Source organism: Paracidovorax avenae ATCC 19860 (assembly GCF_000176855.2).
In the GTDB taxonomy this organism is placed as follows: Bacteria; Pseudomonadota; Gammaproteobacteria; order Burkholderiales; family Burkholderiaceae_C; genus Paracidovorax; species Paracidovorax avenae.
Map to the genome: position 1 here is coordinate 5,041,310 of NC_015138.1, position 22,123 is coordinate 5,063,432.

General features: G+C 66.6%; 16 protein-coding genes. 8 read left to right on the top strand and 8 right to left on the bottom strand.

Annotated features, from left to right (window positions below):
* Positions 1 to 46 precede the first annotated feature (46 nt).
* The 8 genes from ACAV_RS21900 to ACAV_RS21935 form a co-directional block, all read right to left on the bottom strand.
* Complete coding sequence (locus ACAV_RS21900) at positions 47 to 799, bottom strand: tyrosine-protein phosphatase (protein WP_013596764.1); 753 nt, start codon at positions 797 to 799, stop codon at positions 47 to 49.
* A gap of 35 nt (positions 800 to 834) precedes the next feature.
* Positions 835 to 2,103, bottom strand: a complete 1,269-nt coding sequence (locus tag ACAV_RS21905) for a DUF2254 domain-containing protein (protein WP_013596765.1) — start codon at positions 2,101 to 2,103, stop codon at positions 835 to 837.
* Between the two features lie 88 nt (positions 2,104 to 2,191).
* A complete protein-coding gene (locus ACAV_RS21910) occupies positions 2,192 to 2,959 on the bottom strand; it encodes a 3-oxoacyl-ACP reductase (protein WP_013596766.1) in 768 nt (255 codons plus the stop codon).
* Positions 2,960 to 2,991: 32 nt separating this feature from the next.
* Positions 2,992 to 3,999 carry an ABC transporter substrate-binding protein gene (locus ACAV_RS21915; protein WP_013596767.1) on the bottom strand — a complete coding sequence of 336 codons (1,008 nt, stop codon included), beginning with the start codon at positions 3,997 to 3,999 and terminating at the stop codon, positions 2,992 to 2,994.
* Between the two features lie 31 nt (positions 4,000 to 4,030).
* Positions 4,031 to 4,822 (bottom strand): ABC transporter permease, encoded by a 792-nt coding sequence (locus ACAV_RS21920; protein WP_013596768.1) that lies wholly within the window; start codon positions 4,820 to 4,822, stop codon positions 4,031 to 4,033.
* Positions 4,819 to 5,592 (bottom strand): ABC transporter ATP-binding protein, encoded by a 774-nt coding sequence (locus ACAV_RS21925; RefSeq protein ID WP_013596769.1) that lies wholly within the window; start codon positions 5,590 to 5,592, stop codon positions 4,819 to 4,821. The genes ACAV_RS21920 and ACAV_RS21925 overlap by 4 nt, the downstream gene beginning before the upstream one ends.
* Before the next feature lie 19 nt (positions 5,593 to 5,611).
* Positions 5,612 to 7,084, bottom strand: a complete 1,473-nt coding sequence (locus tag ACAV_RS21930) for an acyl-CoA reductase (RefSeq protein ID WP_041829426.1) — start codon at positions 7,082 to 7,084, stop codon at positions 5,612 to 5,614.
* A gap of 23 nt (positions 7,085 to 7,107) precedes the next feature.
* Positions 7,108 to 8,202, bottom strand: a complete 1,095-nt coding sequence (locus ACAV_RS21935; RefSeq protein WP_013596771.1) for a LuxE/PaaK family acyltransferase — start codon at positions 8,200 to 8,202, stop codon at positions 7,108 to 7,110.
* 273 nt (positions 8,203 to 8,475) lie between these two features.
* Between ACAV_RS21935 and ACAV_RS21940 the strand changes: the two genes are divergently transcribed.
* From ACAV_RS21940 to ACAV_RS21975, 8 genes are all read left to right on the top strand, one after another.
* On the top strand, positions 8,476 to 10,056 hold the full coding sequence (locus tag ACAV_RS21940) for a cryptochrome/photolyase family protein (RefSeq protein WP_013596772.1): 1,581 nt from the start codon (positions 8,476 to 8,478) through the stop codon (positions 10,054 to 10,056).
* A 206-nt stretch (positions 10,057 to 10,262) separates the two neighbouring features.
* A complete protein-coding gene (locus ACAV_RS21945; protein WP_013596773.1) occupies positions 10,263 to 10,673 on the top strand; it encodes a helix-turn-helix domain-containing protein in 411 nt (136 codons plus the stop codon).
* Positions 10,673 to 11,995 (top strand): type II toxin-antitoxin system HipA family toxin, encoded by a 1,323-nt coding sequence (locus ACAV_RS21950; protein ID WP_013596774.1) that lies wholly within the window; start codon positions 10,673 to 10,675, stop codon positions 11,993 to 11,995. Before ACAV_RS21945 ends, ACAV_RS21950 begins: the two co-directional genes overlap by 1 nt.
* 280 nt (positions 11,996 to 12,275) lie before the next feature.
* Positions 12,276 to 14,912 (top strand): sigma-70 family RNA polymerase sigma factor, encoded by a 2,637-nt coding sequence (locus tag ACAV_RS23890; protein WP_013596775.1) that lies wholly within the window; start codon positions 12,276 to 12,278, stop codon positions 14,910 to 14,912.
* Positions 14,909 to 16,402: an ATP-binding protein gene (locus tag ACAV_RS21960; protein WP_110088274.1), complete on the top strand. Its 1,494-nt coding sequence runs from the start codon at positions 14,909 to 14,911 to the stop codon at positions 16,400 to 16,402. The genes ACAV_RS23890 and ACAV_RS21960 overlap by 4 nt, the downstream gene beginning before the upstream one ends.
* Positions 16,399 to 19,314, top strand: coding sequence for a Z1 domain-containing protein (locus ACAV_RS21965; RefSeq protein ID WP_013596777.1), 2,916 nt, complete (start codon positions 16,399 to 16,401; stop codon positions 19,312 to 19,314). Before ACAV_RS21960 ends, ACAV_RS21965 begins: the two co-directional genes overlap by 4 nt.
* Entirely contained in the window at positions 19,298 to 20,308 is a 1,011-nt protein-coding gene (locus ACAV_RS21970) for a PD-(D/E)XK motif protein (RefSeq protein WP_013596778.1), read from the top strand. The genes ACAV_RS21965 and ACAV_RS21970 overlap by 17 nt, the downstream gene beginning before the upstream one ends.
* Positions 20,305 to 22,086 (top strand): AIPR family protein, encoded by a 1,782-nt coding sequence (locus ACAV_RS21975; protein WP_013596779.1) that lies wholly within the window; start codon positions 20,305 to 20,307, stop codon positions 22,084 to 22,086. The genes ACAV_RS21970 and ACAV_RS21975 overlap by 4 nt, the downstream gene beginning before the upstream one ends.
* Positions 22,087 to 22,123: the final 37 nt, after the last annotated feature.

Consider the following 22,123-nt stretch of genomic DNA (forward strand, 5'->3'; position numbering starts at 1 on the left):
AAAAAGCCGGCGCATGCCGGCTTTTTTCATGGGGCCGCCGCAGCGATCACCCGCCCGCCGGGTCCAGGTACATCTGCGCCAGCCGCGCCCGCTCCGCGGGGCCGACGCCCAGGCGCGCCGCCAGGTAACGGTCGAGCCCGCCATGGTCCCGGTCCACCGCATCCAGCGCGGCATGCAGGAACTCCTCCTGCACGCGCCAGAGCACATTCATCACCTCCGCCGGCGCGGTGCCCGTGAAATGGGCCGGCGGCTGGTAGAGGCTGTTGGTGAGCAGGTAGTCCTGCATCACCACGTCGCGCGGCACGCCGAGCGCGAGCAGGATCAGCGCCGCGGCGAAGCCCGTCCGGTCCTTGCCCGCGGTGCAGTGGAAGACCAGCGGTGCGTCGCTCTGCAGCAGGTGCCCGAACAGCGCGGCGAACTGCTCCGCGTTGTCGGATACGAAGGCGCGGTACGTGTCCTGCATCAGCTCGACGGCGATGGCGGGCGTGATCTGCCGGTTGGCCAGCGCCATGTCCTTGGCGCGCTGCACCACGGTCGGCTCGATCGGCAGCGGGTGGTAGGCCACGCCGGGCAGGACGTAGGCCAGCGCGGCGCTCTCGGCCTCGCCGCGGAAGTCGATCGCGCGCGACAGCCCCAGCGGCGCCAGCGTCTCGGCATCCTGCCCGGTGAGCCACGCCAGGTGGTCGGAGCGGAACAGCCGGCGCCAGCGCACCGGGCGCCCGTCCTGCCCGGCATAGCCGCCCAGGTCACGGAAATTGGTGGCGCCCGCCAGGGGCAATGAACGCGAGAAAGAAGCCATGCCGGCACTGTAGCGAAAGCGCCCGCGACTTCAAATCACCTGCGCGTCCCCCGCGCGGCGTTTTGCAGCGCCGCCATGTCGCTGCCGCACAGGCCGGCATGGGCGGCGCGCTCCAGCGCATAGGCCGACAGGCGCTCGCTCGGCTCGCGCAGCGCGCAGTGCAACGCGCCCACAGAATGCAGCGCGCGCTGCAGTGCCACGCCCACCTCCACCGACGCGGCTGCGTAGCGCGCCAGCGGCTCGAACACGTCCTCCACCATGCCGGCCTCGCGCAGCGCGGGCGCGCTCACGCGGTCGCAGGCCGGCGCCTCGACTGCGGCGGCATCGGCCTCGCGGTCGGCCGCCTGCTGGCGGTGCGCCCAGTGGGCCAGCGTGCGCACGCCCGCGCCCATCACGTCCATCGCGGTGCCGGGGTCGTTGATGGAGGCCGACATGGCCCGCGCCGCCACCTCGCCCATCACCACGAAGCCGTAGCGCGGATCGTGGTCAAAGCTGCGGCCGTGGCCGATCAGCACCGCCTTGAGGATGGCCGCACGCGCCGCATCGTCGATGGACCGGTCGCTGCTGACCAGCACGGTGTCGGGCGCCACGAATGCGCCCGGCAGCACGTGCAGGTGCAGGTGGCCGTCCAGCGCCTCGGCCCGGGCCTGCAGCAGGTCCATGGCCACGTGCTGCACGAAGCCGGTCGCGTCGCTGCGCACGGCATGGGCGCCGCGCTCGCCCGGCCGCTGGGGGCGCCCGCCCAGGAAGGGCCTGGCCAGGCGCTGGTCGATGGCCTTGCGGGTGGCGTCCTCCAGGCGCCGGATGGTTTCGCCCAGCCGGCCCAGTACCGAGAGATAGTCGATCCAGCGCAGCAGCACCACCACCACGCCCAGCAGGATCAGCAGCGTGAAACCGAACAGCACCAGCCGCCCGCCGTCGCCATAGAAGTGGACGTGCAGCCCCACCAGCGCGACCACGCCGTAGAGGAAGGCGCCGATGAACACGGCCAGGGTGTTCTGCACGGTGGAGTCCTCGATCAGCAGTTGCGATGCGCGCGGCGTGGCGCTGTTGGCCACGGCCGAGAACGCCGCCACCATGGTGCTGGCCGAGAAGATCGACACCGTGAGCATGCTGGACGCGAGGATGTTCAGCAGGCTGTCGAGCGCGTCGGAGCCCAGCTGGAGCGCCACGCCATCGGGAATCCAGGGGCCCAGCCAGGTGGCCAGCATGACGGCCGCAACGGCCGCCAGCGCGAACAGCGCGCAGCGCAGCCAGGTCTTGCGCACCAGCCGCTGCAGCAGGAAGAGCAGTTTCTCGGACATGCCCCGACTATCCGCAAACGCCGCGCCCGAAGCACGGCATGCCATGTAGGCCGGCGCCGCGAATTGGGCCCGGTCCTTCAGCGCGCCGTCACCTCATCACCAATCCGCCATCGACGAACAGCACCTGCCCGGTCATGAAGCCGCTCCACTCCGAGGCCAGGAACAGCACCGGCCCCGCCACGTCCTCGGGCCGGGCGATGCGCCGCAGCGGCGTGGCGGCGGTGATCGCGTCGCGCAGCGCCTCGGGCGTGGACTGGCTCGCCTGCGTGGGATAGACCAGCCCCGGTGCCACGCAATTGACGCGGATGCCCACGGGGCCCAGTTCGGCCGCCAGGTTGCGGCTGAAGGCCACCAGCGCGGCCTTGGCCGTGGTGTAGTCGTGGTACGGCACTACCGGGTTTTCGACCAGGTTGGTGGCGATGTTCACGATGCTGCCCCGCGCGCGCTGGCGCAGGTGCGGCAGCACCGCCTGGCAGACGTTGAAGGCCCCCCCCACGGCGCCGTCGAACTGGGCCTGGTAGTCGCTCCACTGCAGGCCGTCGAACAGCGCGCGGCGCCGTGCATCGAAGGCATAGGGCCGGAAGGCGTTGTTGACCACCACGTCGATGCGGCCGGCATCCAGCACCACCGCATCCACCATGGCGCGCACCGCATCGGCGTCGCCCACGTCGGCCTTGATGGCCCAGGCATCGCCGCCGGCAGCGCGGCAGGCCGCCACCGTCTCGGCCGCCGCCGCGTCGTTGGACAGGTGGTTGATCGCCACCGTGGCGCCCTCCTGCGCAAAAGCGCGCGCGATGGCCGCGCCGATGCCCCGGCTCGCGCCCGTCACCAGAACGACCTGGCCCTTGAACTTCATGGCGTGCTCCTCACTCCTCAAGGCCTGGCGGGTCACGCCGCGGGCAGCAGGCTGGCGTCCACCACGTCGGCCACGCGGATGCCGTTCTGCACCAGGCCCAACGCGCGGTAGGCATCGGCCGCTTTCTGCAGCGATGCGAGGTTGAACGCGCCCAGCGGCTGCCCCGGCACAGAGGGCTGGGCGGAGGCGTTGCGCAGGCGGATCACCTCCAGGTTCGCATCCTGCTGCGTGCCGTCGATCGCGACCTTCACGGCCAGCGCAGCGGCCTCTTCGGGCCGGGCCATCATCCACGCGGCGCTGTCGCGGTAGCCCTGCAGGAAGGCGCGCAGCAGCGCCTTCTTCTGCGGCAGCACCTCGCTGCGCACCACGAAAAGGTCGCTGGAAACATTCAGGTAGTCCCGCACCTGCATCACGTTCACGGCGCCCAGGCCCTTGCGGCGACCCACGGCCAGGCCCGTGTCGGTGGCCGCCGTGGCATCGACCTGGCCCTGCAGCAGCGGCGCGAAGTTGAGCAGGCCGGTGACCACGATGGTCACGTCCGACTCCTTCAGCCCCGCCTGGTGCAGCAGCACCAGCAGGTTCTGCCGCGTGCCGCTGGAGAGGCTGTAGACGCCGATGCGCTTGCCCTTCAGGTCCGCCGGCGTGCGGATGCCCGAGGACTGCAGCGACACCACGTTGAACACATTCTGCGGGTAGATGTCGTAGATGGCGGTGAGCTTCTCGCCCTTGTCCAGCGCCATGAAGAACGAGCCCGGATCGGTGAAGGCCACGTCGCCCTGCCCGCTCAGCGTGTTGCGCAGCGCATCGCCGCCGCCCGCGCCGGGCAGGTAGCCCAGCTCCACGCCGCGCGCCTTGAAAAAACCCTTCTCGGGCTCGGCCAGCAGGTTGGTGATCTCGCTGATGGGCTTGCTCCAGCCCGCGACGGTGATCTTGCCCAGGGCAGGTGCGGACGGCGTGGCGGCGCCCGCCCAGCGCGTGGCCGCGAGGCCTGCGGACGCCGCCAGCAGCGTGCGGCGCGAGAGGAATTCAGGTCGTTGCATGTCGTCGAAAAAGAGAAAGGGAAAAGAACGTTCAGGAACGGTCGGCATAGGGCCGCAGCAGCCAGCACTCCAGCCACAGCGTGGCCTGGTAGAGCAGCAGCCCGATGCCCGCGATGAGCACCAGCGCCGCGAACATCAGGGACGTATCCATCATTCCCTGTGCGGCGATCACCACCGCGCCCAGGCCCTGGCTGGCGCCGAGGAACTCACCCACCACGGCACCCACCAGGGCCAGCACCACCGCCATCCGCAGGCCCGCGAGGATGGCCGGCAGCGCCAGTGGCAACTTCAGGCGCAGCAGCGTCTGCGCGCGCGTGGCCCCAAGCATGCGAAAGAGCTGCAGGCGCTGCGCATCCGCCTGCCGCAGCCCGGTAAAGGTGTTCTCCATCAGCGGGAAGAAGCAGATCAGCCCGGTGATGAGCGCGGTGGACGGAATGCCGAAGCCGAACCACAGCACGAACAGCGGCGCCAGTGCCAGCTTGGGCACCACCTGGCTGACCACCACATAGGGCCGCAGCACGCGCTCCAGCAGCGGCGATTCGGCCAGCGCGATACCGATCGCCAGGCCCGCCAGGCCACCGCCCGCCAGCCCCAGCAGCAGCGCCGCCAGCGTGGCCCGCACATGGGGCACGAAATAGCCCGTGCGCAGCCCCTGCCACAGCGATGCCGCGATGGCGGAGGGCGCGGGCAGCACCAGCGCCGAGAGGCCCGAATGCCGGGCCACCCATTCCCACGCGCCCAGCAGCGCCAGCAGCAGCACGGCGCCCAGGGCGCGGTACGGCCAGGCAGACGAAGGCGCGCCCTGCCCGCGGTATGCACTCATGCGCCCACCCCGTCCAGGCCGGCGCGCACGCGCGCGCACAGGCGGTTGAAAGGCGCGTCGTGCCGCATGGCCTGGGTGCGCGGCGCGGGTAGGTCGATGCGGATGTCGTCCGCCACGCGGCCCGCGTGCAGCACGGCGATGCGGTCGCCCAGATAGACGGCCTCGGTGATGTCGTGCGTCACGAACAGCACGGTGGTGCCGCGCTGCCGGCAGGTGCGCAGCAGGTCGTCCTGCAGCTCGGCGCGGGTGATGGCGTCCAGCGCCGCGAAAGGCTCGTCGAGCAGCAGCAGCGCGGGCTCCAGCACCAGCGCACGCGCCAGCGCCACGCGGCTCTGCTGGCCGCCCGAGAGCTGGCGCGGATGGTGCCGCGCATGCGCGCCCAGCCCCAGCTGGTCCAGCAGCGCCTGTGCGCGCTCCACGTCGGCCGCCTGGGGCCGGCGCTGCAGCGACACGGGCAGCAACACGTTGTCGATGGCGCTGCGCCATTCGAGCAGCGTGGGCGCCTGGAACATGAAGCCCAGTTGCGGCCCGGGCGCGGACACATCGCGGCCCTGCATGCGCACATGGCCCGACTGCGGGCGCAGCAGGCCCGCGGCCAGTTGCAGCAGCGTGGTCTTGCCGCAGCCGCTGCGGCCCACCAGGCAATGCACCTCGCCTGCGGCGATGCGCCAGCTCACGCCGTCCACCACCGGCGCGCGCCCGGGGTAGGCGAACACGGCCTGCTCGATGGCGAGAAAGGCATCGCCGCCTCCCTGCCCGGCACCGGCCATTGCAGCGGTCTCGGTCGGCTCAGTCGACATACGGCGCGAACGCTTCTGCCGCACTTTCGGCGGATTGCTCGATCTCCACCATGCGCACCAGGTCCAGCAGGTTGAAACGGCCGTCGTGGTGCCAGCCGGCCTCGGGCACGCTCATCGCGCCGATGGCGGCGATGCGCGTGACGCCCGCCGCTCCCAGCAGCGCCGCCAGGTGCCGCAGCTCTCCCGGGGTGGCCGCGATGCCGGCCGTCTGCAGCAAGGGCCCGTGGCCGGCGATGGCCTGCGGCACGTCTTCCAGCGCATCCACGGCCACCACCTGCACGCTGCGCTGCAGCGCCGTGGGCGCGAGCGGCTGCGGGGCGTCGCGATAGGCCACGCTCCAGGGGTCGTCGGGCGTGCCGATGAGCTCGTCGGCCACGGCACCGCCGGCCGCCGAGAGGCCGCGCCATTCCAGCGCCTGCCGCCAGTCCGCCACGGCGGCGGACTCCTCCACATCCAGCGTCCTGCGCGGAAAGCGCCGGTGCAACTGCGCCAGTTCGCCCGCCAGGTAGCCCGCGAAGGCGCGCGGCGACACGGCGCCGCCGCGCTGCACGTAGAACACATGCGGCGAATAGCAGCCCTGCTGGTCGTAGCGCATCACGTCCCACGCGGCCCGGCGCGCCACGGCCGGGGCCTCCAGCGCATCGAGCGCGGCCGCCGAGACGACGCCGAAGCCCAGCTTGTGCCCGTGCGGCAGGAAGCGCGTGGTGACGGGCAGCCGCTGCTGGATGGCATGCAGAGCATCGTTGCCCCCATAGGCCAGCACCGTGTCGGCCTGGCCATAGAGCGCCGCCGCGTCGTCGCCGCCCGCGCCCTTCCACCACACCACGGCGAAGCAGCCGGCCAGCGGCGGATGTACCTCGGCCAGCAACTGCGCGAACCAGCCCGCGAACAGCGGCTCGGCGCTGGGCAGCTTGCCGATGCTGCCCGCTTTCACCAGCAGGCCGCACACGAAGCTCCAGAGCGCCAGCGCGGGCACATTGCCCGCCCAGCTGTGCACCAGCAGGCCCGGCCCGAAGGCGCGCACCGCGCCGCCCTTCGGCGCAGGCTGGAAGCCGTCGAGCACCAGCGGGTTGGCAAAATCCTCTGCCACGAAGCGGCGCAGCTGCGGCGCGCGGAAGGTCTTGAAAAATCCCGTGAGCCCCAGCCGCACCATCTCCGCGTCGTACCCGCTCACCAGCGGCAGCAGCGCCTCGGCCTGCCGCCGCAACGGATCGCCGCGGTCCAGCAGGCGGGCGATGGCCCGGTCGATCACGCCGATGACCTGCTCCACCGCCATGGGCTGCAGATGGCGGGCAGCGGCCTCGCGCACGCGGCGGGCCAGCGCGTCCATCTGCGCGGGCGTGAGCACGGGTACTTCCACCTCCAGCCGGACGTCGCCCTGGGCGAAGGGAAGCACCTGCCAGGCCACGTCCTGCGGGTCGATGCCGGGCAGGTAGCCCGCCCGCACCCGCTGCACGGCCATGCCGGTCGTGGCCGCCCCGGGTGTCATTTCCCGGTGGCCCGCATGAAGTCCTGCACCGCCAGCGAACAGCCCTTGGCCTGCGCGCCCTCGGCCCGGCCCAGCAGCAGGAAGCCGCCCTCGGCCCACTCGCCCACGTCCTCGGTCAGGATGGTAGTCACGGAGTTGTAGTTGGCCAGGTCGCAATGCACGAGGATGCCGCGCTCGCCGGCCGGCACGTCGCGGCCCGTGGCCGGGTCCACCAGCCGCGACCGGATCCAGTGCGGCCCGGACTTGACCGAGGGCACCACGGCATTGCCGTCGTCGTAGAACTGCGTGCTCAGTTCCGTCATGCCGTACATGTTGATGCACAGCTCGCGCGGCACGCCCAGCGTGTACGACAGCCCGGCGTAGAAATCCTCCGGCGGCACCTCGCGCGACTGGCCCTTGTAGCCGCCCGTGTCCAGCACGCGGCTGCCCGGCGGCAACTGGAAGCGGCGGCCCTTCTCATGCAGCGCCTCCATCAGGTGCACGAAGCTGTAGCTCGCACCCAGCAGCGCATACGGCGTGCCGGTGCGCTCCGCGGCCTCCAGCGCCGCGCACAGGCTCACCACGTGCATGCCGTGCGCGCCCACGAAATGGCGGCTGACCGGGCTGCCGAACACGGCCCGGGCCAGCGCCAGGTAGTGCGCCAGCGAGGAATTCGGCATCAGGTGCTCGTCGGGGAACAGGATGCCCATCGGCATGGGACCGGCCCCGCGCATGAAGCGCCGCTGGAAATTGCGCGCCATCGACAGGTCGTACACATCGAGCCGCGGGTGGAAATGCCGCCCGCGCGCCTCCGCGCCCCGGGTCGTGCCGCTGGTCATGAACACGCGCTCGTCCGGCCGCGGCGGCTCGCTGCGCAGCTCCGTCGCCTTGAAGGCATCGATCGGCACCGCGGGGATGTCGCTCCAGCGCTCCACGCTGCGCAGCGTGGCGCCGCGGCGCTGGCAGAAGGTGCGGTAGGCGGGGTTGGCGGAATACTGGTGGGCGAACAGCCGCAGGGCCAGCGTGTCGAACTGTGCGTCGGTGCAGCCGCCTTCTTCCTCCATCGCGATGAATGCGAGGATGTCCGCGACCAGCGCAGCGACCTTGTCCATGGAGCTTCTTCCTTCGTGACCTGTGAACGATGCTCCGAAGGTCACGCCGGCCATGCCGTGCACGCCACGCGGCGCGCCTGCGGAGGCTGGAGGATGGTGGTGACAGCTCTTCTTCCGCCGGAATGACCCGGTTCAAGTTCTCGGGTGTGGATCTCAGCACAAGCGTGCACCCCGGAGCGTTGCGGGCATCTTAACCCGCCACCCAAACGCCCTGCTTCTGCTGCGGCTTCCGGGCGGCCTATATTCCCGGGCATGGAATCACCGCCGCCCGCCATGACGACACCCGCCTGGCCGGTGCGCAGCCTGGTGCTCGTTCTGGGCGACCAGCTCGATCCGGACGCAGCGGCCTTCGACGGGTTCGATCCACAGCAGGACCTCGTCTGGATGGCGGAGGTGGAAGAGGAATCCACGCACGTCTGGTCCTCCCGGCCGCGCATCGCCCTCTTCCTCGCCACCATGCGGCATTTCGCGCAGGCGCTGCGGGCACTGGGTCGCCCCCTGGACTACCGGCAGCTGGACGACCACCACGGTGCGCCGTGCCGCACGCTGGCCGATGCGTTGCGCGCGGCGATCCGCACGCACCGGCCGCAGCGCCTCGTGATGACCGCCCCCGGGGACTGGCGCGTCTGGAAGGCACTGTCCGCCGTAGCGGCCGATGCCGGGCTGCCCCTGGACACCCGCCCCGACCGCCACTTCTTCGCCACCGTGCGCGAGTTCGCCGACTTCCGGCGCCAACTGGGCGGACGGCCGCTGCGCCTGGAAACCTTCTACCGGGCCATGCGCCGCCGCCACGGCATCCTGATGGACGGAGACCGGCCCGAAGGCGGTGCGTGGAACTACGACAAGAACAACCGGCGCCCCTTCGGGCCGCAAGGGCCGGGAATGGTGCCAGCGCGCTGCCGGTTCGAGCCCGACGCCCTCACCCGCGAGGTACTGCAGGCGGTCTCACGGCGCTTCGGCGACCACCCGGGCCTCCTGGAGGACTTCGCCTGGCCGGTCACCCGCGCGCAGGCCCTGCATGCGCTCGCAGACTTCGTGGACCACCGGCTGCCGGCGTTCGGCCCCTTCCAGGACGCGATGTGGCCGGGCGAGCCCTGGCTCTACCACTCGCACCTGTCCGCGGCGCTCAACCTGAAGCTGATCCATCCGCGCGAGGTGGTCGCGGCGACCGAAGCCGCCTACCGAAGCGGCAAAGTACCGCTGGCCAGCGCCGAGGGCTTCATCCGCCAGATCCTGGGCTGGCGCGAATACGTGCGTGGCATCTACTGGACCGAAATGCCGTCCTACCGGGACCGCAACGCGCTCGGTGCCGATGCGCCCCTGCCCGCCTGGTACTGGACCGGCGACACCCCCTTCGCATGCCTGCGCCAGGCCATCCGGCAGACGCTGGACCACGGCTACGCCCACCACATCCAGCGCCTCATGGTGACCGGCCTTTTCGCCCTGCTGCTGGGCGTGCGGCCCCAGGCCGTGCATGCGTGGTACCTCGCGGTCTATGTCGATGCCGTCGAGTGGGTGGAACTGCCCAACACCCTCGGCATGTCCCAATACGCCGACGGCGGCCTGATGGCCAGCAAGCCCTACATCGCCACGGGCAAGTACATCCAGCGCATGGGCGGCCCCTGCACCACCTGCCGCCACGACCCGGATGCCATCCTGGGCGACACGGCCTGTCCCTTCACCACGCTCTACTGGGACTTCCTGCTGCGACACAGGGAGCTGCTGGCAGGCGTGCCGCGCATGGAGGCACAGCTGGCGCGGCTGGAGACGGTGGGGCCGGAAGAGAGGGAGGGAATACGCCACAGGGCGGAGGAATTGCGCAGGGAGCACGGCCGGGACGGCTCGCCGGATTGAAAGCCCTGAACCGTCGGTGCATGCATGTCCTGAACTGCGGGCACACACACCTCGGACGATCACTTGATCCCCAGCTCCGCGATGAAGCGTTCGTGCAACTCCAGAATAATTGGCTATCCCCAATATTCTCCATTCATGTACCAAAACCAATATCTTGATAAAACTGGCTTTGACAGATATATTGGCTTTTACCGATAGAGATGACCATGGACTACCCCCTCCACCTGACCAGCCAACTCCGTGAGCACCTGCGCGCACTCCGGAAGGCCCGCGGCCTCACCCAGGCCGCGCTCGGACAGATGCTGGGCGTGGGGCAGGCCCGCATCGCCGAGATCGAAGGCAACCCCGGCGCCGTGAGCGTCGATCAGTTGATGAAGGTGCTCTCGGCGTTGCGTGCCTCCCTGGTGGTGCGGGATGGCACCCCCGAAGTGATCGCAGACCAGCCGGACACCCTCCCCCAGCCCCACACGGCTCCTGCAAACAAGCCCCGCAGGCCGGCCAGGCAATCGCCGGTCAACATTCCACCGGCGGGCCAGTGGCGCAAACAGCCTTTGGCCGATGTCACCCCGACATTCATGCGCAACTTCGTCATTCGACCCAAGAAGGGCTCCTGGTAATGGTCGCGCTCAATGCGTGGATGAATGGCGAATTCGTCGGCACCTGGCGGGTCCACCGGGGCGCCCACAGCTTTTCGTATGCCCCCTCATGGCTGGAGTCCGGAAAGTCACGTCCGCTGTCCCTGTCGCTGCCCCTCACCCGCACCCTGGACATCAGGGGAGAGGTCGTCGCGAACTACTTCGACAACCTCCTGCCTGACAACGAACGGATCCGCGAGCGCATCGCCCGGCGATTCAAGACCAGAACACGCGATGCGTTCACCTTGCTGGAGGCCATCGGCCGTGACTGCGTTGGCGCCGTGCAGTTGCTTCCGGAAGGAACGACCCCGGACGGGTGGAACCGTGTGGCAGGTGAGCCGCTGACCGACGAACAGGTCGCGGCAGCGCTCCGCGCAGTGCCCGATGACCCGCTCGCGCGGCATGCCAATGAAGCTCGGCCCTTCCGTATTTCCCTGGCCGGAGCCCAGGAAAAGACCGCCTTCGTGCAGGTCAACGGCCAGTGGTGCAGCCCCGTCGGCGCCACCCCGAGCACCCACATCTTCAAGCTCCCGCTCGGCGTGATTGCCAACACCACCCAGGTGGACATGTTCGACTCTGTCGAAAACGAATGGCTGTGCGCGCAGATCATCCAGGCGCTCGGCCTGCCCATGGCGCGCACCGAAATGGCCACGTTCGGCGACCAGAAAGCCCTGATCGTGGAGCGCTTCGACCGCGAATGGATGGACGGCGGCCAGTGGATCGCCCGGCTCCCCCAGGAAGACTTCTGCCAGGCGCTGGGCCTGCCCTCACATTTGAAGTACGAAAGCGATGGCGGGCCGTCCGTCGCGACGGGCCTCACGCTGCTGGCCGGAAGCGCTGATGCGGACACGGACCGCATGGCTTTCCAGTTGGCCCAGCTGACCTTCTGGCTCATGGCAGCGCCCGACGGCCATGCGAAGAACTTTTCGATCTTCCTGCGCCAGGGCAATGCCTACGACATGGCGCCCCTGTACGACGTGCTGTCCGTATGGCCCTACGTGGGCAGGAAACGCGGACAACTGCATTTGCGCGATGTGCGCCTGGCCATGGCGCTGCGCTCGAAAAACACGCACTACGAGATCCACACCATACGGGCCCGGCACTGGCATGCCCTCGCCATGAAAAACGGCGGCCCTCCAATCTGGGAGGCGATGCAGGGCCTGGTTGGTGGCGTCGGTCAGGCCCTAGAGTCCGTGGAAGCGCGGCTGCCCCGGAGCTTTCCCGAGCGCATCTGGGACCCGATCGCGAGAGGAATGCGGGGACAGGCAGAGAAATTCCTCTTGGAGGCTGCCAATCTCTTTTGATCGGAGGCGTGTGGCCCGCTCACGATCTCCCGAGGCCGCGCCGAGCCGCCGCCTGTGAAACCGCTCGGTTGACAGTCTTATCAGTGAGAACGAGGACGTTCTCGCGTTTCTCGCTCCATTAGAATTTGTAACTAATAGATAATTTAAAAAAGACCGAAACGGTCCAGGGAGAAATGCGAGTGCTTGGCCACGACCAGCGCCTGACATCAAAGTGTGACAGCGCGCTTGATGCGCATCTGGGAGGACCCGCTGATCTGGCGGGCGGGATGGCTGCGCCTTGATGAACGAACCGAGCGTCGCCCACGCCATCCCCCTGAGCCAGTTCCTTCGAATGGCCGTCATGGCCGGGGTTGAGAGCGCCGTTCAAATTCATATTGATCGAGGCGATGACCTCGACGCGCGAGACTCCAGCGGTATGACGCCGCTCATGCTCGCCGCCGCACGCAACAAGCCAGCGATCTGCAGGTTGCTGCTGAGCGCTGGAGCCGACCACCGCCTGCTCGATCCGACGGGGAAAACGGCCCTTGAAATTGCCCTCGCCGTTGGATCGCGTGACACTGCCGCGGTCCTCGAGGCCGTCCGCGCGCCGGAACCGATCGCTCCTTCGGCCAACATTGCGCCGGAGGTTGAGCTTGGCTCAGCAGCCGAGCCCCTTGCTGCGACCAGTGTTGGCACTGCCGTAGATGTGACAGCAGCAGCGGCAAGCGTTTCCGTTGAGGTTGCAGCCCACTCCAGGCTCGCACTACTGGAGCAGTTGCCAACAGCGCCTGAACCGCCGTCCAATCCATTGTCGACCACTGTGGACGCAAGCGATGCATGGGAATTCGATGTGTCCGGCTGGGAGTCCGAGAATGAGCCCGCGCGGCCCGAGGCTGATCTTGTTGTCCAGGCCTCGGCCACTACGATCCAAGATGAGATCACCTTTCACCAACCGGTTGACTCCTCAACCGGATGGGACGACATCGAGGCTTTCCTCCCCGAGGTAGCCCTACCGCTGGCGCGCATCGACGACGCGGAAGGCCGCACCCTGCTACGACGCCTGTTGCTTCGGGCTATCCGGGAAGGCAGCGTGCCACGCCTGGATGTCCAAGCCCAGTCGACCAACGAAGACCGCTCGGCCAATCCCGAGGCTGAGGCTTTTCTGACCATGGTCATTAACGACCTTGGAGCCGAAGTCGACGAACGCTTTGAATACGTCGACGCCAGCGAGAGCTTCGAGGTGTTCGTCGCTCCCGAGGAGACGACCGACGAGGAGACGGCGCTTGATGAGGCTTTCGCTGCCATCGACCGCGCAGCATCGCCGCGACATGACCCTTTGCGGATCTACCAGCATGAGTTCCAACGCCTGCGGCTTCTCACGGCCGAGGAAGAGCTCCAGCTCGCCAAAGAGATGGAGGCAAGTCTCGAGGCTGCGCTCGACGCCCTGGCGGCGTGGTCGGAAGGCCTCGCGCTGACGCTTGCCGCCGGCGCAGCCGTCATCGCAGGCGATCGCGTGCCCTCGTCGATTTGGATCAGTGGCGCCGATGCAGACCCGGAGCCAACCACCACAGAGAGCCTGGAGGCCGATGCGCCAACGCAGGAGGAGCCAGAAGAGGTAGTCGATTACGAGTCGACGGACCAAACTCCAACGGATGCGGGCGACGCCACCTTTGCCGAAGCGCTTCAGCGGGTAGCGACGCTCGTTGAAAGAGACGCGCCTCAGCGGGCATCGCCCGAAGAAGTCCGCCAGGCGCTTTCCGCCCTGCGCTTGAATCGGCGCTTCCTCCTGGAGCTGATCGATGCGGCGGAAGGCGCGGCGCCTTGCCCCGCTTTCGCTCGAGCCATGAAGAGTTTCCGGATCGCTCGCGACCGCATGACTGCGGCGAACCTGAAACTGGCGTTCTTCCACGCCAGGAAATACCTTTACAGCGGCGAGACGCTGGACGACTTGGCGCAGGAGGGCAACGTCGGCCTGCTCAAAGCGGTCGATCGCTACAACTGGCGTCGCGGATTTCGGTTCTCAACCTATGCCACCTGGTGGGTCCGGCAGCAAATCAGCCGCTATGTCGCCGACAAGGCCCGGACGATCCGCATGCCTGTCCACATATACGAAAAGGCTCAGCGCGCGGAGCGTATCGCCCAACGCTTTGAAATGCTCGCTGACCGTGCGCCAAGCCTCGACGAGCTGGCGGAGCGCATGGAAATGCCGCGCCACAAGCTCGCCGCGCTGCTTCGCATCGCGCCGGAGCCCTCGCGCATTGACGAATCGCCCGTCGATGAACTGATCTCCCTCGATGCCCGCGACGCATATTGGCTGCCAGACCCGGCAGACGCTGTCGAAACGCACCAGGTGAGGGCGGCGCTCGATCGCTACATCTCCTCGCTCTCGACCAGGGATCGCAAGGAAGAGCACGTTCTGCGCCTGCGATACGGTATCGGCGTCCATGAGGCGCTGACTCTTGACGAGGTTGGCCAGCGCTTCGGCGTGACACGCGAGCGCATTCGGCAGATCGAAGCCAAGGCGATCCGAAAACTCAAGCATCACGCGCGCTCCGAGCCCTTCGCCCGCCTGGTCCTGGGCTTGGAGTCCGAGGAAAATCCGTTCGCCCCTGGCCGGCATGAGCCGGAGCCCGCGGACGCATCCGACGGCGCCGATGCGCCCGAAGCGGAGCCAGATCCCGAGGCGCCCAAGCGCAAGGCTGCGCCAAGGCCGCAGCGCGAGGCCAGCCAAACGGCCGACTCCTCGAAGCCCTCCGCCCTCGATCGACTCCTCTCCCAAGCTGTTGAACTCGGCATCCGGGTCGACGACAGCCGCCTGACCTCCGGGAGCATCTGGGTGGAGCTTCTTGAACCCCGCGACAACAAGCACCGCCTTTTGATTCGCAAGCTCCTTGATTTCGGCTTCGCCTTTTGGCCAGGGAAAGGTTACTGGAAATGACCTCGAAGACCCGTAAAGCTCCGCCTCGCGCGATAGCGATGCTCGAATCCCTGCGGGGCTTGGGTTACTCGACCGCGGCAGCATTGGCCGACATCGTTGACAACAGCATCTCCGCCGGCGCGAGCGAGGTCCGAATAGATTTCCGATGGGACGGCCCCGAAAGCCGCGTGCTGATCCTGGATGACGGGCGCGGCATGAGTGACCCAGAGCTTGAAGGCGCGATGCGTCTAGGCGACAAGAACCCTTTGGCGACACGCGAGGCCCACGACCTCGGGCGCTTTGGCATGGGGTTGAAGACCGCCTCGCTTTCACAGTGCCGGCGACTGACCGTCGCCAGCGTCAAGGGCAGCGAGCGAAGCTGTCTGCGTTGGGACCTCGATGAGCTGGCGGCAGACCCGCAAAGCGACTGGCTGCTCTTCGAAGGCCCGGCCGACGGCTCCGAGCGGCATCTGGCAGGCCTCGATGGCAGGGCAGCAGGAACGCTGGTGCTTTGGGAAAAGCTGGACCGCATCGTCACCGCCGGCTATACGGCGGACAACTTCGGCGACCTTCTGGACAACGTCGAAGCGCACTTGGCCATGGTGTTTCATCGATTGCTCCAGGGGCCGCGGGCGCAGATCAGGCTGTTCGTCAACAATCGCCCCGTCGCGCCCTGGGATCCATTCATGACTGGGCACCCTGCCAAGCCTTGGTCCTCGCCCATCGCGCAGCAGCGAACCAATGGCGGCTTGGTGTTGGTCCAGTGTCACGTCCTGCCTCACCGTGACAAGCTGAGCAATAACGAATACGAAGCGAACGCTGGTCCGGCCGGCTGGACCGCGCAGCAAGGCTTCTACGTCTACCGCAATGAGCGCTTGCTGGTCGCCGGCGGATGGCTTGGACTAGGCAAACCGAAGGCGTGGAATCGCGAGGAGGTTCATCGCCTGGCGCGCATCCAGCTGGATATCCCGAACACGGCCGATGCCGATTGGAAGATCGACGTTCGCAAGTCGACGGCGCGACCGCCGGTGTCGCTGCGCCCGTGGTTGATGGCCTTGGCCGACAACACCCGTGATCGCGCCCGCCGCGTATTCGCATTCCGTGGATCTCCGGCCCCGTCCGCTGGCAATCAACCCATTGAACAAGCTTGGCGGGTCGACAAGCTCAAGGCGGGCACGCGCTACCGTATCGATGAGTCGCATGCGTCCGTGGCCGCCGTGTTGGAACGCGCGGGAGATCTGCAGCCGCTGGTGAAGGCGATGCTGAGGGTCATCGAGGAGACGGTGCCAGTCCAGCGCATCTGGCTGGATACGGCCGAGAACAAGGAAACGCCGCGCACGGGTTTTGAGGGCGAGCCCCCGGCCGCGGTCATCGAGGTAGCCACCGTTCTCTTCGATGACCTGATCGAGCGCAAAGGACTGAGTGAAGACGAGGCCCGAAAGTCGCTGCTCAGGACCGAACCATTCCAAAAATACCCGACGCTGGTCGCAAAACTAGGGAGGAACCAATGACCGCTGCAGAAGAGGCAGCCGCCCAAGCGGAATTGCTTGAGAACGTCATCGCCACCGCGCAGCGGCTGGTGAAGGCCGAGAAAGACCCATCCAAGATCACGCCGGCCTTCATCGCAGACAAGGTTCAGCTCGCGGCGAAGATGTTCGCTGGCGATTCGCCGCATGCTGTGGACCAGGCCAAGGCCGTCACCGCTCTGATCCAACGGTTCAGCCACCGGATCGGCAAGTCCACCACACTCAAGGACAGCACCAACCACTTCGACTGGCTCTCGGCGGCTCGCAAGCGCGATTGGCACTACTGGCGCCGCTACCGGGACTTCCTCGAAGCCAAGCTCTCCGACAAGGTCGTCGAAGAGCTGAATGACGCCACCGACGAGATCCTGGGCCTGCTGGAGGACCCTCAGCGCGCGGATGACTGGGACCGCCGCGGGCTCGTCGTGGGCCATGTGCAATCGGGCAAGACCAGCAACTACTCGGGGCTCATCTGCAAGGCCGCAGACGCTGGCTACAAGATCATCATCGTGCTCGCGGGCATGCACAACAATCTGCGCTCGCAAACCCAGATGCGGCTTGAGGAAAGTTTCCTCGGCTACGAGACAACGGTCGACCGGGATCCAGGTATGCCCATCGGTGTGGCTGAGTTCGGCGAGGATTTGAAGACCAACTCCGCGACGACCCGCGCTGAAAACGGCGACTTCAACAAGTCCATCGCGAAACACTTCCATGGCATCTCTCCCGAAGAGCGGCCCTGGCTTTTCGTGGTGAAGAAGCAGAAGACCGTCCTCACCGAGCTGCTCAACTGGATCCGAACGCGCGTGGCCGACAGCACCGACTCTGTCGATGGGCGCAAGCTCGTGACGAAACTGCCGCTGCTGGTAATCGACGACGAGGCGGACCACGCATCGGTCGACACGGGCGAGCAGATGTTCAACGACGACGGTACGCCGGACGAAGAGCATCAGCCCAAGACCATCAACAGCCTGATCCGACAGGTGCTGCACGCCTTCACCCGCAAGGCCTATGTCGGCTACACCGCCACGCCGTTCGCCAACATCTTCATCCACCACAAGGGCGCGACCGCCAAGGAAGGCCCCGATCTCTTCCCGCGCGCCTTCATCATCAATTTGGCCGCGCCGTCCAACTATGTGGGCCCGGCCCGCATGTTCGGCAAGATGACCAAGGAGGGGCGCGTGGGCGCGCTACCGCTCTCGCGGAATATCGGGGACCACTACGACCCCGAGGTCGACTTGGGCTGGATGCCTCCCAAGCACAAGAAGACGCACGTCCCGACCTACAACGGCCAAGAGACCATTCCTCCTTCGTTGCGAGAGGCGATCTGCGTGTTCGTCCTCGCCTGCGCGGTGCGGGAGCTGCGCGGCCAGGGGGACCAGCACAGCTCGATGTTGATCCACGTCACGCGCTTCGTCGATGTGCAGAACCATGTACGCGAGCAGGTCGAAGAGGTCGTTCGGCGCATGCGGCAGAAAATCACCCGAGGCATCGATGCCGACGCGCTTCTGAAGCAACTGCGCGAGCTTTGGGAGCAGGATTTCCTGCCGATCCGAGATCAAGTTGCAGAGCTTTCTCCTCCCGAGGAGCGCCCGCCCGCGATGCCAAGTTGGGAAGAAGTCCTTGGCGCGTTGCCCGACGTGCTGGACGATATCGAGGTCCGATCGATCAACGGCACAGCCAAGGATGCGCTCGACTACGCGACCCCCGGAGCGGCGCTCAAAGTGATCGCGGTTGGGGGTGACAAGCTGGCCAGAGGCCTTACTCTGGAGGGCCTGTGCGTGAGCTATTTCGTCCGCACGACGAAGATGTATGACACGCTCATGCAAATGGGCCGTTGGTTCGGGTATCGCCCGGGTTACCTGGATCTTTGCCGCCTCTACACCTCGGCCGACCTGGTCAGGTGGTTCGCCCACATCGCCGACGCGTCGGAGGAGCTCCGCGAGGAGTTCGATTTCATGGCCGACGCCAAGCTGACGCCGGAGCAATACGGCCTCAAAGTCATGTCGCACGAGGTGCTCACCGTCACGTCCCCATTGAAGATGCGGAATGCTCAGACGCTCTCGCTGAGCTACAGCGGCACGCGCCCGCAGACCATCCTCTTCCACCGGGATGCGGAAATCCAGAAGCGGAACCTCGACGCCACCGACGCTCTGATCACATCCCTCGGCGACAACTGGCTCTGCGATCCGAAGTACGCGCGGGATGGCGCACAGGACTCTTGGCCCGGAGCGCGCCTGTGGAAGGATGTCGACGCGTCCAAAGTGCTGACTTTCCTGGGCGCCTATACGACCCACCCTAATGCCAGCAGCGCGAAGGCCGCACTGCTTTCCGAGTTCATAGTCAAGATGATCGGCATTGGTCAGCTCTCCAAGTGGAACGTCGCCTTGCTCGGCGGCGGCATGGGCGACGGCGCTCCGCACACTTTTCCCGGAGGAAAGCAGTCGACGAGCTATTCGATCCGCAAGACGGAGGATCCGGACGAGGAAGATAGAGTAGATCCAAAGCTGTTCGCGATCGGCGTCCTCATCGATCCGAAGGACGAAGGCATTGACCTTGACGATGGCGCTTGGAGGGAGGCACTGGCTCTCACCAAAGCCGCATCCAAGCGCGACCCCACCAATCCGCCGAGCTTCCCCAGCGGCAAAGGCATCCGAGCGGCGCGAGGCAAGCTCGGGGGCGACGCGGATCGCGGGTTGCTGCTGCTCTATCCGCTCACACCCTATTTCTACAAGGAAAGCGATAAGGAAAAGGTCAAGACACGTGATCGCCTCATCGTTCCTGGTTGGGACAAGCCCATCATGGCCTTCGCCATCGCGTTTCCCGCAAGCGACAAAGCGATCAGCGTGGAATACGAAGTCAACTACCTCTATTGGTTGCAGGAATATGGCCCGTCCGAGTGAAGAGTTTCTGCTGGCTTGGTCGTCCCTGTCATCCAGCGACCCCGCGCCTGGCTGGCAAGCCATCGCGCTACCGCCAGCCGGCCCCATCGATATTGAGGCGGGTCGGCGCTCTCCTGACAACGCCGAAGCAATCCTGCTTGGCTTCTCATCGGTTCGACTAGCGCCTGCCGAGAAGCTGCCCGAGGGCCAAGGCTTCAGCGTCGAGCGCGCGGACTCGAATGGCACGGGTCGGCTTCGGCTCGCGCTGACTCGCCGAGCCGCCGGCAGCGCCGAGCTTTTCGCGGCCATGGCCTGCGATGTTGTTGGCGCGCTGGACGAAGCCGCCGCGACGGGAGCGGCTGAGCCGAAGCTGCTGCAAGCATTTCTTCGTCGGGTGGGCGCTTGGCAAGAGTTCATGCGCAAGGGCTCTCAGTCGCTGAGCCCGGAATCCGAGATCGGCTTGATGGGCGAGCTCACGCTGCTACGGGTGATCATCGACGAGGGAGTGTCGGCGGCCTCCGCGATCGAATCGTGGGTCGGCCCGCTCGATGGCGTCCGCGACTTCGAGCTGGGCACGGGAGCGATCGAAGTCAAAGCCACCCTGGCAGCCGCTGGATTTCCCGCCAAGATCGGCTCGCTCGATCAGCTCGACGACTCTGTGCGCCAACCGCTCTTTTTAGCCGGCGCCAAGCTGCGTCAAACCGATGCGGGAAAGAGCTTGCCGGAGCTGGTGGCGGAGATGCGCGATGTCGCCGCGGGCGAACCCGAGGCCGTGCGCCTGCTCAGTGAGCGGTTGATCGCCGCCGGCTACTTCGACGCCCACGCGGACCGCTACATCCGCCGCTTCACGTTGGTCGACACTCTCGTCGTCGAGGTGAATGAGGGATTTCCGCGCCTCACCCGAGGCAGTGTGCCGCTGGGCATCACGAAGGCCACATACGAAATCGATCTGGACAAGGCCGCGGGACCGAGCATCCCGACCGCCGATGCATTGAAGAAATTGGGAGCAATATGAGTTCAAGCCTGTCGGAATTCCTGCGCGAAACGCAGTCCGCCGTCAAATCCCAGATGCGTGAAGGCGCTCTCTATGAAGAGCTGGTTTTCGCTGGCATCGTGATGGAGCACATGTCGGAAATCGGCATGACCTTCGAGCCCGTGGAATGCCACTTTGAAGGCACCGTGGGCAATGCCATCTTGCGGCTGAGCGGTTATTCCCTCTCCGACGAAGGCGACCAGCTCGATTTGTTCGTGAGCCTCTATGCTGGCGTCGAAGAAATCACGCCCATCCCCGATTCCGAGACGAAAGTGGCAGCCGAGCGCTGCCTGCGCTTCTTGACGCTGTGCGCCGAAGGCAAGATGGCTCAGAGACTCGACCCATCCAGTGACGTGCGCTCGCTGGCCGAGACGCTGCAGGCCATATACAACGACCTTGAACAGATCCGCATCTACGTCATCACCGACCGGGTCGCCAAGTCAAAGAGCTTCAAGACGCGCGACATAGGCGGCAAGGCCGTGCGCCTAGAGGTGATGGACATCGAGCGGCTGCAACGGCATACCTCGGAAGGCAAGCCACGAGATGAGCTGGTAGTTGATTTCAACGAGGTCTCTGGCTCCCCCCTCCCTTGCGTCTACGTCCCGGGCGAAAACGACGATTACAACTATGCGATGACAGCCGTTCCCGGCGAAGCGCTGCGGTTGCTCTATGAGAAGTTCGGCGCGCGTCTGCTGGAGGCGAATGTCCGCTCGTTCCTCAGCGTCAAGGGCAAGGGCGTCAACGCCGGCATTCAGTCGACGCTTCGCTCCGCGCCCGAGCGCTTCATGGCTTACAACAACGGCATTGTCATCGTGGCCGACGAGATGGTGCTGGGCAAGACCTCGCAGGGCGAGCAAGGCATCGCCTGGCTCAAAGGCTTGCAGATCGTCAACGGCGGACAGACCACCGCGTCGCTCTACTTCACCAAGAAGAAGTATCCGGACACCGATCTGAGCCGCGTGCGTGTGCCGGCCAAGATCATCGTGATGAAAGCGCACGACTCCATCAAGGAGGAGGCTCTGGTCTCAGACATCTCGCGCTTCGCAAACAGCCAAAACGCAGTCCGGCAATCGGACCTGTCCGCCAACAAACCTTTTCACGTCGAAATCGAAAAGCTCTCGCGCTCGGTTTATTGCCCCGATGGCGTTGGTCAGTGGTTCTATGAGCGCGCCGCCGGCAGCTACAACACCTTGCTATCTCGCGAGGGCAACACCCCAGCCCGCCTCAGGGCCTTGAAGGATGCAATCCCGAGCGTAAGGCGCGTGACCAAGACGGACCTGGCCAAATACCTCAACGCCTGGGACTGCAAGCCCGATATCGTGAGCATGGGCTCGCAGAAGAACTTCGACCGCTTCATGGCCGCGCTGTCTCCCTCCGAGGGCCAGGAGGCTCCGCTGCCCAGCGTGGCGGACTTCAAGGCAATGATCGCCAAGGCCAAGCTATACCGCGACGCACAAAAGCTGCTGCGGCCGATGTTCCAGGCCTTCCAAGCCAACGTAACGGCTTACACGATATCCGTTCTTTCCGAGAAGCTCGGTTCGCGCATCGATCTGAACCGCATCTGGGAAAAGCAGGCCGTTTCGCCAGAGCTCATGAAGCAGATCGCCACTTGGGCCCGGGAAGTCAACGACGCGCTGCATACCACCTCCGGGGGACGCATGGTGTCGGAGTGGGCCAAGCGGCCAGAGTGCAAGGACGCCGTGATGGGTGCGAGCTATTCAGAGCCGGCGGACGACATCCCGGAAGTCAAGGTTGCCTGATCGGCAGACCGGACTCGCTTAGCGTATCGTGGTCCGC

Bases quoted from the DNA above. Each gene is read 5' to 3' on its own strand.
- ACAV_RS21915 (WP_013596767.1), bottom strand. From the start codon at position 3,999: ATGCAACGACCTGAATTCCTCTCGCGCCGCACGCTGCTGGCGGCGTCC.
- ACAV_RS21925 (WP_013596769.1), bottom strand. From the start codon at position 5,592: ATGGCCGGTGCCGGGCAGGGAGGCGGCGATGCCTTTCTCGCCATCGAG.
- ACAV_RS23890 (WP_013596775.1), top strand. From the start codon at position 12,276: ATGAACGAACCGAGCGTCGCCCACGCCATCCCCCTGAGCCAGTTCCTT.
- ACAV_RS21960 (WP_110088274.1), top strand. From the start codon at position 14,909: ATGACCTCGAAGACCCGTAAAGCTCCGCCTCGCGCGATAGCGATGCTC.
- ACAV_RS21920 (WP_013596768.1), bottom strand. From the start codon at position 4,822: ATGAGTGCATACCGCGGGCAGGGCGCGCCTTCGTCTGCCTGGCCGTAC.
- ACAV_RS21930 (WP_041829426.1), bottom strand. From the start codon at position 7,084: ATGGCCGTGCAGCGGGTGCGGGCGGGCTACCTGCCCGGCATCGACCCG.
- ACAV_RS21945 (WP_013596773.1), top strand. From the start codon at position 10,263: ATGGACTACCCCCTCCACCTGACCAGCCAACTCCGTGAGCACCTGCGC.
- ACAV_RS21975 (WP_013596779.1), top strand. From the start codon at position 20,305: ATGAGTTCAAGCCTGTCGGAATTCCTGCGCGAAACGCAGTCCGCCGTC.
- ACAV_RS21935 (WP_013596771.1), bottom strand. From the start codon at position 8,202: ATGGACAAGGTCGCTGCGCTGGTCGCGGACATCCTCGCATTCATCGCG.
- ACAV_RS21965 (WP_013596777.1), top strand. From the start codon at position 16,399: ATGACCGCTGCAGAAGAGGCAGCCGCCCAAGCGGAATTGCTTGAGAAC.
- ACAV_RS21900 (WP_013596764.1), bottom strand. From the start codon at position 799: ATGGCTTCTTTCTCGCGTTCATTGCCCCTGGCGGGCGCCACCAATTTC.
- ACAV_RS21950 (WP_013596774.1), top strand. From the start codon at position 10,673: ATGGTCGCGCTCAATGCGTGGATGAATGGCGAATTCGTCGGCACCTGG.
- ACAV_RS21970 (WP_013596778.1), top strand. From the start codon at position 19,298: ATGGCCCGTCCGAGTGAAGAGTTTCTGCTGGCTTGGTCGTCCCTGTCA.
- ACAV_RS21910 (WP_013596766.1), bottom strand. From the start codon at position 2,959: ATGAAGTTCAAGGGCCAGGTCGTTCTGGTGACGGGCGCGAGCCGGGGC.
- ACAV_RS21940 (WP_013596772.1), top strand. From the start codon at position 8,476: ATGACGACACCCGCCTGGCCGGTGCGCAGCCTGGTGCTCGTTCTGGGC.
- ACAV_RS21905 (WP_013596765.1), bottom strand. From the start codon at position 2,103: ATGTCCGAGAAACTGCTCTTCCTGCTGCAGCGGCTGGTGCGCAAGACC.